The organism is Methanomethylovorans sp., from assembly GCF_050177135.1.
Taxonomy (GTDB): Archaea; Halobacteriota; Methanosarcinia; order Methanosarcinales; family Methanosarcinaceae; genus Methanomethylovorans.
Window position 1 is genome coordinate 1 of sequence record NZ_JBFXHJ010000072.1, and the last position, 11,532, is coordinate 11,532.

Annotated in this window: 9 protein-coding genes and 1 pseudogene; 4 read left to right on the top strand and 6 right to left on the bottom strand. The window is 46.2% G+C overall.

The window, feature by feature from the left end:
- Positions 1 to 149 (top strand): annotated as a pseudogene (locus AB7U21_RS07140) (methanol--cobalamin methyltransferase); the annotation flags it as partial.
- A 14-nt stretch (positions 150 to 163) separates the two neighbouring features.
- On the top strand, positions 164 to 1,555 hold the full coding sequence (gene mtaB, locus AB7U21_RS07145) for a methanol--corrinoid protein co-methyltransferase MtaB (protein WP_333787455.1): 1,392 nt from the start codon (positions 164 to 166) through the stop codon (positions 1,553 to 1,555).
- Positions 1,556 to 1,657: 102 nt separating this feature from the next.
- Here the strand turns inward: mtaB and AB7U21_RS07150 are convergent, their stop codons facing one another.
- The 4 genes from AB7U21_RS07150 to AB7U21_RS07165 form a co-directional block, all read right to left on the bottom strand.
- Positions 1,658 to 3,589 carry a hydantoinase/oxoprolinase N-terminal domain-containing protein gene (locus AB7U21_RS07150; protein ID WP_428387944.1) on the bottom strand — a complete coding sequence of 644 codons (1,932 nt, stop codon included), beginning with the start codon at positions 3,587 to 3,589 and terminating at the stop codon, positions 1,658 to 1,660.
- Positions 3,590 to 3,728: 139 nt separating this feature from the next.
- A complete protein-coding gene (gene mtaA, locus AB7U21_RS07155; protein WP_428387946.1) occupies positions 3,729 to 4,748 on the bottom strand; it encodes a methylcobamide:CoM methyltransferase MtaA in 1,020 nt (339 codons plus the stop codon).
- A gap of 178 nt (positions 4,749 to 4,926) precedes the next feature.
- Entirely contained in the window at positions 4,927 to 7,758 is a 2,832-nt protein-coding gene (locus tag AB7U21_RS07160; protein WP_428387948.1) for a DEAD/DEAH box helicase, read from the bottom strand.
- Entirely contained in the window at positions 7,755 to 8,588 is an 834-nt protein-coding gene (locus tag AB7U21_RS07165) for a metallophosphoesterase (RefSeq protein WP_428387950.1), read from the bottom strand. Before AB7U21_RS07165 ends, AB7U21_RS07160 begins: the two co-directional genes overlap by 4 nt.
- A 126-nt stretch (positions 8,589 to 8,714) precedes the next feature.
- On the opposite strand from AB7U21_RS07165, the gene AB7U21_RS07170 reads away from it, so the two are divergent.
- Both AB7U21_RS07170 and pyrF read left to right on the top strand, forming a co-directional pair.
- The gene (locus tag AB7U21_RS07170) at positions 8,715 to 9,671 is read left to right on the top strand and encodes a deoxyhypusine synthase (protein WP_333787459.1); all 957 of its coding nucleotides are present in this window, start codon (positions 8,715 to 8,717) and stop codon (positions 9,669 to 9,671) included.
- 20 nt (positions 9,672 to 9,691) lie between these two features.
- Positions 9,692 to 10,351 (top strand): orotidine-5'-phosphate decarboxylase, encoded by a 660-nt coding sequence (gene pyrF, locus AB7U21_RS07175; protein ID WP_333787460.1) that lies wholly within the window; start codon positions 9,692 to 9,694, stop codon positions 10,349 to 10,351.
- An 80-nt stretch (positions 10,352 to 10,431) separates the two neighbouring features.
- Here pyrF and AB7U21_RS07180 read toward each other — a convergent pair whose 3' ends face one another.
- Both AB7U21_RS07180 and AB7U21_RS07185 read right to left on the bottom strand, forming a co-directional pair.
- Positions 10,432 to 11,325, bottom strand: a complete 894-nt coding sequence (locus tag AB7U21_RS07180) for an exopolyphosphatase (RefSeq protein WP_333787461.1) — start codon at positions 11,323 to 11,325, stop codon at positions 10,432 to 10,434.
- Positions 11,322 to 11,532 (bottom strand): hypothetical protein (locus tag AB7U21_RS07185; protein WP_428387953.1); only part of this gene is annotated, 211 nt, incomplete at its 5' end. The genes AB7U21_RS07185 and AB7U21_RS07180, both read right to left, overlap by 4 nt.

Here is an 11,532-nt window from a genome sequence, read left to right on the forward strand (position 1 = left end):
GTGGTGGCGGAGCTGTGAACCAGGACTTCGTAGTCACATATGAGCTTGGTGTCTATGGTGAGGAAGCCGCAAAGGCCCCACAGATGGCAGATATGATCCTCGCAGGAAAGAGCTTGAAGCAGCTGAAGGAACACTTCCACATGCACTAAATGAGGTGACAATAATGACAGTAAAAAGATACACTGAAATGGCATACAGCAAGGCCGACGACATGCTCTTCGGTAACGCAAAGCACCCAGTAAAGGCAAAGTTAGGTCTGGAAGTCGGTGCCGGCTATGTTACAGCCGAGGTTAACTATGCACCAAGGCCAGAGGCCGGACAGTCCAAGGAGAAACTCGTCTCCGAATACCGCAGGCTCACAACTGACATCCTTGCAAGGGCTGTACAGATTGGTTTCCCATCTATCTCACTCGAGACAGAACACGTGCAGCAGATGACCAACAACCCATCATGGGGAGGCGAAATCGCCCACGTCCAGAAGACCATTCTTGAAGAATACCACGAAGAGTACGGCATAAAGTGCGGTCTCAGGCACACCCCTGGTGACATCCGTGAAGAGCGCGACTACCTTGCACTTATCGGTTCAAAGTACGACCTGCTCATGGAATCCTTCGAAGCAGTTGCAGAAGGCGGAGCAGACTTCCTGTCCATTGAGACAATGGGTGGAAAAGAAGTCCTCGACTACGCTATCCTGAGAAACGATGTACCAGGCCTGATCTACTCAATAGGATGCCTCGGCTCCCTTGACATGACCATGATCTGGCAGGACATTGCAAAGATCGCCCAGAAGAAGGGTGTAATACCAGCTGGTGACACAGACTGTTCACAGGCAAACACTGCAATGTTCATTGCAGGCGGACTGCTTGACAAGAACCTTGCTCACACCCTGGCAATCATTGCAAGGACCATCTCTGCAGGAAGGACACTCTGTGGATATGAAGCAGGTGCAAAGGGTCCAGGTAAGGACTGCGGATACGAGAACACTATCGTAAAGTCCATAGCTGGTGTACCAATAGCCCAGGAAGGAAAGTCTGCAACATGTGCACACGCCGATGTCATGGGTAACCTGACAATGCAGTGCTGTGACTTCTGGTCCAACGAGTCTGTCGAATACCACGGTGAGTTCGGTGGTACCTCTGTCCAGTGCTGGGCACAGACCCTGAGCATGGATGCAGCTCTCATGAACGTTGCACTCAACACCGGAAACGGCAAGTTGCTCCGTGACATGATGATGATGTCCGACAGATACAGAGACCCACAGGGATATGTGCTTGCATACGACAACGCATGGAAGGTTGGTCAGGCAATTTCCAAGAACGGAAACGACCTGTACCTGCGTTCAAAGGCCGCTGCAGTTGAGACCGTAAAGATCCTGAATGCTGCAAAGGCTGAGGGCAAGCTCCAGATGTCCCGCTTCGAGATAAATGCACTTGCTGACGCAGAGAAGGCAATCAATGCACTTACCGACGAAAAGGACAAGTTCATGAGCGACATGCTCGCCCTGTACAAGTCAGAAGTAAAAGTATTCAAGCCAGAAGCGAACTACAAGTTCTAAACTTGAGTTCCTTTCTTTTTTTCTTTTTTTTGCTACAATTCATTCTATAGTTAATGCTGTTTTTTATTTAAGAAAAGTATATTTCGAATTAAATTGTTATTGTTAATTACTCTGTTTTTTAGGATAACCTACAGCCATAATTACAATTCTCGTTTCAAGAGGAGCATGTTTCCAGTCCTCAGGAGAAAAAGTTTGCTGAGAGAACTCTATCTCCATATTATGTCGGCTGACTCCACAATCATCCATGTACTCATTTGCAATTTTATTCCCAAGTGTCTTTGCATAATCAAGAGCATCATTATAGGTTTCAAGCTTGTGCCTTCCCAATGGAGAAAAAACCAAGTAGTTTTGATCAGGTTCCGACACTGAGAAAGGCCTGATAAACATTTCAACTCTTTTAATACCCTTTCCAAACAGAGCACCAACTGCATTACCAACCGCTGCATGTTCCGGTATCTGGATATCGGCATCCACTATCCTTGAAAGGTCATCTTCAAATGAAGCGACTGGTCCTCCCAACATCACTACCGGAATATCGAGCTTGAAACGAGCGGGGAAGTCACCATTGACTATCTGCTCTATTCCTTTTCTATCGACATCCTTCAGCAGGAACGACATCAGATCAAATGCAATGCTATGTGTCATTTTCTCTTTTACGGCAACTGCAAATTCCACAGCATCCATTTTAGCAAGGCGGGAAAATTGATTTGCTCCTATCAACGAGGCTTCCACGTTCCAGCGGGTATATTCGCCAAGTATATGCAACGCATCGGTGGGGGTAAAGCCAATAGGCTGTATCAGTCTTTTACTTATAAGGCTATCAAGTATGACCGAGGAAGGATATTTACGAGAGGAAGATGCGATCTCTTCAAGAATCAATGGCTCATTTCTTATAGCAGCCAGTACTTCGGTTTCAAATTCATCTAGCTCTATCGGATCAAAACCTGTTCTCACGTACAGCCTTGCTGGCTGAATGTTCATGTCCAATGAACTGCGGGAAGGTATCAGGCATCTCTTCAGTTTTTCAATGAACGCTGGATATCTTTCTGCCGCAAGGCATAGGGGTATGACCCTTCTGGGGCCAATGAAGATATGCTTACTTTTTATCCATACCTGGCTATCGCCGCCAAGTGCCGAGGTTTCCATCCTGGTAGCTCTTACCCTTGTCTTCCAGCCTCCCACGATCGCACCTGTGTCAGTGAGCTCCGGTACACCCTTTATAACGCTTGATACATCCGTACTGGTTCCTCCTACATCAACTACTGTACATGTATCCAGGTTGCATAGATAAGAAGCACCAACAAGACTTGCTGCAGGGCCTGAAAAGATTGACTCTATTGGTTTTTTCAGTGCTTCATTTATACCTATCACGGTCCCATCGCATTTCAGCATTATAAGCCTTGCTTTCATTTCCCTTCTTTTTATCTCGTTGATCATCGAGCTTATAAAACTGCGGCAAATAGGCAAAAGCTGGGCGTTAAGCGCTGCAGTGACAGCTCTTTCATAAGCACCAAGGTCCTGGGATAGTTCATGACCACATGCGACCGGTAATCCGGTGACATCATTTACAATGTCCCTTATGGCAAGTTCGTGCTCAGGATTTCGGATGCTAAAAAAAGAAGATACTGCAAAGGCAGATACTGATCCTTTTACCCTCAAAGCAAAATCTTTTACCGCATCTATATCAAGGGGTATCGTTTCTTCTCCATCGAACGTATGACCGCCCGATACTACTGTATAATGTTTTGCAGGATATGTTCCTCTGGTTGGATGATCACCTACCAAGATCAGAGCAACCGGACTCCCTGTTCCTTCAAGTACCGTATTAGTTGCGAGTGTGGTTGAAACAGATACAAGGCTTACTTTATCCAGATCATCAGTTCGAAGGCCGTCGATAGCATCGCGAATTCCTATTATGAGATCAGGGTAGGTGGTAAGAGCCTTACTTGTGGCCACAATAGAACCATCAGTATCTCTTACAAGGACTGCATCTGTATACGTTCCTCCGGCATCAATCCCAAGGCTGAATTTCATAATAGGTCACTTATCTCTGATAATTGATATTTTGAACGGGAGTATGGTTTTTGAGTAAATAATAGACTAATAAGTAAAATGCAGATACATTTAAAAAAGAAAGGTATGTGGTCATGAAGACCACAGATGGGGAACGGGTTTACTTGTAGAATGCGTCTCTTGCAGCGACCATTGCCTTAAGGTTGGCAACAGGGGTGTCCGGTGCAATACCACAGCCAGGTGCAAGTACATCCACGCCTGCCTTAAGAGCAGTTGTAACTGCTTCATTTACCTTGTCAGGTGTGCCTTGAAGCAGAACGAAGGGGCTTGACACGTTTCCGCAAATGGATACTTTGCCTGCAACCTTTGCCTTTGCGCCTGCCATATCCTTTACCTTCTCTTCGATGCTGATAGAAGCAAACCCGCAGTCAGCCATTGCTGGAATGATCGGTGTGACATCACCGCAGATGTGGAGGATCATTGGAACCTTTACTGCTGCTGAGAACTTCTGAAGCCTTGGCTTGAGGTCTGCTTCAAAGGCAGCCGGTGCCATGAGGTCAGGAGAAGCTACTGGGTCTGGTACACTGATAACATCTGCACCAGCATCTGCCAGAGCATTTGCGTATGCAATACATGCGTCAGTTGCGAAGTCGAGTATAGCGTTGTATGAAGCTTTGTCCTTTATGGACCATTTCATGAACCTCTTAACACCGCAGAGGTCTGATGCAAGGGTGATCGGTCCTTCCATACCTGCTATCACAGGGACCTTGCCGCCTGTCTTCTCTTTAAGGATCTTCATTGCTTCCAGCACAGCAGGGATCCTGCCCTGTTCAAGAAGGTTCTCAGGCATTTTCAGGTTTTCGACACTGTCAGGGTATGGGTGTGCTGTAACAGATGGCTGTCTGTTCTTTGTACCCATGTTGACCTCACAGCCCATTGCCTGAGCAAGAACTGTAAGACAGTATGGTGCTCTTACGCCCTCAAGGCCACATACCTCGTATGAAGCGTATGCGAGTTCTGCCATGAGCTTTGCATCGCTGTGGGCTGCTGGCCATGCAGCGCCTGTCTTGTCCATGAGCTCGACAATAGCGGTCTGTGTAACTGACAGAACTGGGACCTTGTCGACTTCCTCACATTTCAATGCTTTTAAAAACCTTTCCTTCATGTTTAAGTCGCTCATAATTAATCCTTCTCTCCAATTAAAGAGTTAGTCACCTGAATTTGCAATACATCAAATATAAAACTATTGGGAATAGTGCTTTATACTGGACGAAATATATATTTCTGCTCAACAACTGCAGAATACGTTTATAAAACCGGTTTCCATTCTTTGGAATTAGAGCGTTTACCTGCAATTATCAATCCCAGAATTTTTTTGTTTTGGCATAGTTTCGCTCTGCTGCCAGAATGTCCCTGTAGAAGTCTTCTTCCTCAGGCCGGTTTTTCTGTATGATGCGGGAAGCCGTTTCAGGACCCACACCTCTGGAAGCAAGGGCAATTACAGCCTTTTTTCCATGGACTCTCACAAAATTGGCATTCCTATGTACTCTCTTGATACGTTTTATTTCTTCACCGGAAGCAGATCCACTATGTTTCTTCACAAGTTTTATCTCTTCCTCTTCCCATGGCTTGAGGGCAGCCACCATTTTTGATCCACATACAGGGCATATGATATCATCCGGCACATTCATCACTTTCCTGTGAGATGCCCATTTTTTACAGTGTATGCAGAACAATATGATATTATCGTGCATGATACGTTCCTTGAGAGCAAGCACTATCGACCTATCAGCTTTTTCCGGGGCTACAAGATCACGTTTCATGGAGAATCCCGATGAACCTATCGGTGTTGAGACACTGATCTCGATCTGGATCTCGCCTGAAGAGATCTGTGATAAAACCTCGCGGGCTGAATCCACATCCAGCATATCATGCAGGATCTCCCGGACCACCTCATCATACATGGAAGTGCCTTTATATATTTCAAGAAGTTTTTTCATGCTGATCCTGTCGTAATCCAGATCTTTGCTAAGCGCTCCGAACTTCCTGGCAACATGCACCATCTTCCACTTCATAAGAGATGTGTTCTTAAGGGTCATCTCTATGACAGGTTCAATGTGATCCGGGATAATATCAAGTATCATTGACCTTATATCGACAGGTTTCAGCCTCCGTGGTCCCTGAAGTCGTATGCGGTAAGGGTCTACTTCCTGTGCCACACTGCTTCCAAAGCGTGCTGCAAGCAATGCCGTCAGCACTTTGGCTAAAGTTTCATTGGTATTATGTCCAAAACAAGCATTAATGATCACTGCATCATCGTCGCTTTCGATAAGCAAGGTTTTGTCATCCGGGACTTTGAGTCCAGCTGTCACATGTTCAGCCACAAGCGATATCAACTCTAAAGCACCTGCCATATCAACATGATACTTAAGAATAAGCTCTTCTGCTATTATTTCTTCATCCATCTCGTTAAGAAGCGAATTCCTGATGAAAGCACGAAGTCTTCCTACTGCCTGGGCAACATCAAAAGGCACAGGTATTTCCTCCCCAACCCAGCTGGGGATCTCACCCTTTGCCTTGACAGGTTCTACTTTTATCCTGTCTCTTTCGGTGTCCATGTCTATGACCCTCCACATGTCACCTTTTGTGATGAACACAGCACCGGGAGTTGCAGATGTTACAACAAAAGCCTCATCCAGCATTCCGACAGGCCTGCCGGAAACCATATCGAATACCTCATACTTTTTCTCATCGGGTATCATGGAGAGGTTATCATAATAATACTGCCAGCTCTTGCGCCTTCTGCCCAGTATGCTTGATCCCTCTTCCCTCCACACCAGCCTGTATTCTGTGACCTGCTCCACAACCCTTTCCAGTTCCTGCAGGGTCAGTTCGCGGAAAGGATACGCTCTTCTAAATATCGCATGCAAGCGTGAAATATCAAGTTCTCCGAAATCAAGTACCATCCCTGATATCTGATTGGCCAGCACATCCAGAGCACCTGTCTGCACTGATATTTCTTCCGCTTTTCCTTCGAGGGCATACATCACGATCATCATGCTCTCTGCAACATCATCCTGTCCAACTGCAAGAATAGTTCCCCTGGAGATCTCATGTATCCTGTGACCTGCACGTCCGACCCTTTGCAAAAGCCTAGAAACCTGTCTTGGAGATCCATACTGCACAACATGGTCCACCTTGCCGATATCAATGCCAAGTTCCATGGAAGAAGTGCATATAAGTCCTCTCATGTCTCCTGCTTTGAAAGATTCCTCAGCTTCGATACGCGCTTCCACAGACAGGGATCCATGATGCACTCCAATGGACTCGCCCATGATCTTGAAACCCGATGCCAAAGCCTCTGCACTTTGTCTCGTATTGACGAAGACCAAAGTGGACTCATGCCTTTTTACGATATCCCGGATGCATCTTAGATGTGCAGCAAATTCAATATCACATCCCACCATCTGCGATATCTCCATGTCCTCTGCTGCTATCTGCGGACGTACCACATCGAATTCCAGGAGTTTGGACATGATGACCTGCAAGACAACTACATTTCTTTCTGATCCTGCCAGGAAACGTGCAACTTCTTCCGGGTTACCTACCGTGGCAGAAAGACCCACTCTCTGGAACTCACCTGCAAGCTCTACCAGCCTTTCAAGACCTATAGCAAGCTGTGCTCCTCTTTTTGAAGCTGCCAGCTCATGGATCTCATCCACAACTACATGTTTCACATATCCCAGGCTTTCCCGCAGCAACCTGCCTGTGAACATTGCCTGTAAGGTTTCAGGAGTGGTGATCAAAAGATCCGGTGGCCTGCGTGATTGTTTCTGACGTTCGTTACGTGAAGTGTCTCCATGGCGTACCTGTACATCAATGCCTAACTCCTTGCCCCACCATTGTATGCGTGACAGCATGTCCCTGTTCAATGCCCTCAGAGGTGTGATGTACAGCGCTGATATGCCTTTCCTCTCTTCCAGGGATCGTGCAAGGATGTGGTTAAAGATCGGCAACACTGCTGATTCTGTTTTTCCTGAGCCTGTGGGAGCTATTAGAAATGTATTTTCTCTTTTTAATATATGGGGAAAGGCTTTTTCCTGTGGCTCCGTAGGTGCCTTGAACCCTAGTTCTATCAAAGTCTCCTGAATTTTCGGATGAAAAGCATCGAATAAGTTCCCAAAGCTCATCTGCGTCCCTTACCCTTTCCCCTACGCTCCTTTTTCGGACCATTCAATTTGCGCACATGTTTCAAAAGCCCCAGCTTTGTACCATCCAGCAGGTAGAGCTCTGCATTATCAAGTTCCACTCCACCGGATGAAAATATCGGACCCAGCAGGTCATCTTCCAGTGACTCGTTGAATGCAACGCCTCCGCACAGTTCGTTGAAAGATGGTACAATGAATACCCTTGGGTCTTTCCACACCTCTTTCAGGTCCAGGCTGCTATAATGTGCCTGCAAGACATCTTTTTTCAGCCGGGTGCGCACCCACGCAGGTTCCACTACCGTATGGCCAAGTGGATCAGTAAAACGGATCGTGGGATGATTATGGGCTGTGATGATATACTCGGTTTCAAGCAGTTCGGGAGCTGGCCAGGTATGGCCGTGGAAGTAGCCTACACCATCTATTACAGTACCTCTGGAAGAATGCAACTGCACATCCTTTCTTTCAGGAAGGAGGAACTCTATACCTGCATCATGGTTACCAGGAAGGATATCCACATGTGCATGCTCTGCCAGGGCTCCTAAGAAATATGGAAGTTCATCTCTTTCCTGCCAGGAGATCTGAGGAACATTGTGTTTGACGTCTCCCAGCAGTATTATCCTCTCTGGTTTTACAGATCCTATATATTCCAGAATGCGATCAAGTCCCTTTTGCATGCGGCTGGGTATGGAAAAACCACTGGTATAGAGGTCCCACTCTATTCCCAGATGTATATCCGCTATTATCAGGGACCTTGCTTCATTTTCTACAACAAGTGCAGGCTCATTGAATATGGGTTCGATCTTAATTGTCATTCGTACATAGGATGGATTTTACTTTGAATATGGCAGTAATGCATTTTAAATTGTGCAGGTAAAGTAGATATGAAGAAACCTTAAAACACATGAATGCTGTAAACGTACAAAAAGAAGGGCTTTTAAATGGTTCATCATTCAATGGAAGAAAGTCTTCAGTGTCCTATTAACCAGGCCAGGATCACCGCCGGCATGGGCGTGGACGAACTGATACATGCGCTGGATGGCTGTGCTTTCGGAGCAGGCCGGATAGCCGATGCAGTAGATATATATCATGAGATGTTAAGCAACAAGAGCACCAGTTTCTTCGGACTTGCCGGAGCCATGGTGCCAGCAGGCATGCGCGCCATAGTAGCCGACCTCATCAGGGATGGTTACATTGATGTACTTGTCACCACAGGAGCAAATATGGTGCACGAGGTAGTGGAATCCATGGGTCTGCACCATTACAAAGGTACCGAGCAAACCGATGATGTGGAACTCAAGCATCAGGAGATCAACCGTATCTACGATGTGTTCCTGCCTGAGCACCATTTCACGGATCTTGAAGAGAAGATGCAGTCCATCTTCTCCGATATCGGTGACAAGACCATATCCATCAGGGAATTCATGACACACATCGGTAATAACATCGATGATAAGAATTCCATATTACGTACTGCTGCGGATATGAACGTGCCTGTGTATTGCCCTGCCATCCAGGATTCCATGATAGGGCTGCAAGCCTGGCTGTACAAACAGATGCATACTCTTAATGTCGATGCATTCGCTGATATGAGGGAGATCATCGATATCTGCTATGAAGCAAAGAACCCGGGTGCATTGCTGGTCGGCGGTGGAGTTCCCAAGAACTACATTTTCCAGTCCATGCTCGTGACACATCAGGAATTCGAATATGCTATACAGCTTACTATGGACACTCCTCAAACCGGGGGTTTGAGCGGTGCCACACTTGACGAAGCACGTTCGTGGGGCAAGGTAAGTGAAAGTGCCCGCTCGGTCACGGTCCACTCTGATGCGACCATTACTCTGCCTCTGCTTGTGGCAGCTGTAAGGAGCAGGCTGGCTAAGGATAATAAATAACATATCAGGAAGTGATGTAGTTGATTAAGGATACACGATTAATACTTGCCCTGGATGTTACGGACAGGCAGCAGGCACTTAAAATAGCCCAGAGCGTAAAAGGCCATGTGGATGCTATCAAGATAGGATATCCTCTTGTCCTGGCAACAGGAAAAGACATCATAGGTGAAATTGCAGAGATGGTACCTGTGATAGCAGACTTCAAAGTAGCTGATATACCTAATACAGATCGTCTGATCTGTGAGGAAGTGTTCAGGGCAGGAGCAGATGCAGTGATCGTGCATGCTTTTACCGGTTCTGACAGCCTTAATATGTGTGTGGAAGTTGCCGAAGAACATGGAACTGAAATATATGTAGTTACTGAGATGAGCCATCCCGGAGCTCTTGATTTCATGCAAAGGGTCGCAGAGGATATGGCGCAGATGGCATCAAATGCAAATGTCGCGGGAGTTGTTGCACCGGCTACGCGCCCGGAACGTGTAAAAATGATCCGCAGTATAATAGGGGATGATATGGCTATCATATCTCCTGGTGTTGGTGCACAGGGTGGAAATGCTGCTGACACTATAAGAGCAGGAGCAGACTGGGTAATTGTCGGCAGGAGCATCTATCTGGCCGATGATCCAAAACAAGCAGCTATTGAGATAGCAAAAGAGATCAAGGATGCAATTGATCAATAATGTGTAATGTGTGCCTGTGATGAGCTTGTTTTCTGAAAAGTGATGAACCCTATGAGTCCTGAGGCACACTTTTTTTATTATCACACAAAGGTCTGCTTGTGTTTGCTGTACAACACATGTATGATTCCATCGGCAAGTCCCATTTGTGGCACGAACATTTCCGAGATCTCGCTCCATTTCATCACAGATAGGTATATTTTCGCTGCAGGGACTATCACATCTGCCCTGTCAGGCCTTATACCCAGTTCCGATATGCGCTGTTCAATAGGGAATGAACGGATATAAGTATGCAGCTTTTTCAGTTTACCGTATTCAAGAGGCGTTCCTTCCTTTGTTTTGGAGACACTGAAAAGAAAATTAATATTTCCTCCGCTTCCCACTGCTGATATTGGGTGATAGCGGGAAGAAACATGCTTCACCCATAGTTTCATGTCTTCCCACTCCCTTCGGGTCACAAGTCCTTCATGTATGCGTATGCTTCCAATATCAAAAGACCGGGATTCCATTATTTTATTGTCATCAAAGACGAGTATTTCAGTGCTGCCGCCTCCAACATCCACGTACATGTGGCATAAATTGTTTTCATTCTCAGCCAGTCTTTCCACATGGTTATAATAAATGATCTCAGCTTCTCTTTTTCCACTAATTATCGATAGATCGATACCGCTTTCCCTATTGATAAGGTCAACTATTTCCCTGTTGTTACTGGCCTCACGCATAGCTGAGGTAGCACATGCCATATAGTCCGCAGGCTCAAAGGCATCCATCAGATACTTGAAACCAACCATGGTCTTAACAAGCTGCTGGGTCTTTTCTTCGGATATTCTTTTGTGGGGGAACGCATCTTCTCCCAGACGGATAGGCATTCTGAAAAGGGCAACTTTCTCATATACGGGACGAACACTTTCTTCTTCTACCTTTGCAAGCAAAAGCCTCACGGCATTGGAACCTACGTCTATGGCAGCGAATTTCACTCCATACCACCTTTTCCGGATGCTTTGTCAGAGAACAGTTTGTACAGATCATCCTGCGCACGCCTTATTTTGCTTGACCGTTTTCTCTTTACATATTTGTTGTCCTGCTCTTTATTAATAATACGAGCTTTGGTATTATCGGCAAACTGGATCTCCATGAATTGCTTAAGTTCTTCCTGTATAGATCTGTCGTAAACAGGCACTGCT

Coding starts and splice junctions, on each gene's coding strand:
- AB7U21_RS07150 (WP_428387944.1), bottom strand. CDS start 3,589: ATGAAATTCAGCCTTGGGATTGATGCCGGAGGAACGTATACAGATGCA.
- mtaB (WP_333787455.1), top strand. CDS start 164: ATGACAGTAAAAAGATACACTGAAATGGCATACAGCAAGGCCGACGAC.
- mtaA (WP_428387946.1), bottom strand. CDS start 4,748: ATGAGCGACTTAAACATGAAGGAAAGGTTTTTAAAAGCATTGAAATGT.
- AB7U21_RS07170 (WP_333787459.1), top strand. CDS start 8,715: ATGGTTCATCATTCAATGGAAGAAAGTCTTCAGTGTCCTATTAACCAG.
- AB7U21_RS07165 (WP_428387950.1), bottom strand. CDS start 8,588: ATGACAATTAAGATCGAACCCATATTCAATGAGCCTGCACTTGTTGTA.
- AB7U21_RS07160 (WP_428387948.1), bottom strand. CDS start 7,758: ATGAGCTTTGGGAACTTATTCGATGCTTTTCATCCGAAAATTCAGGAG.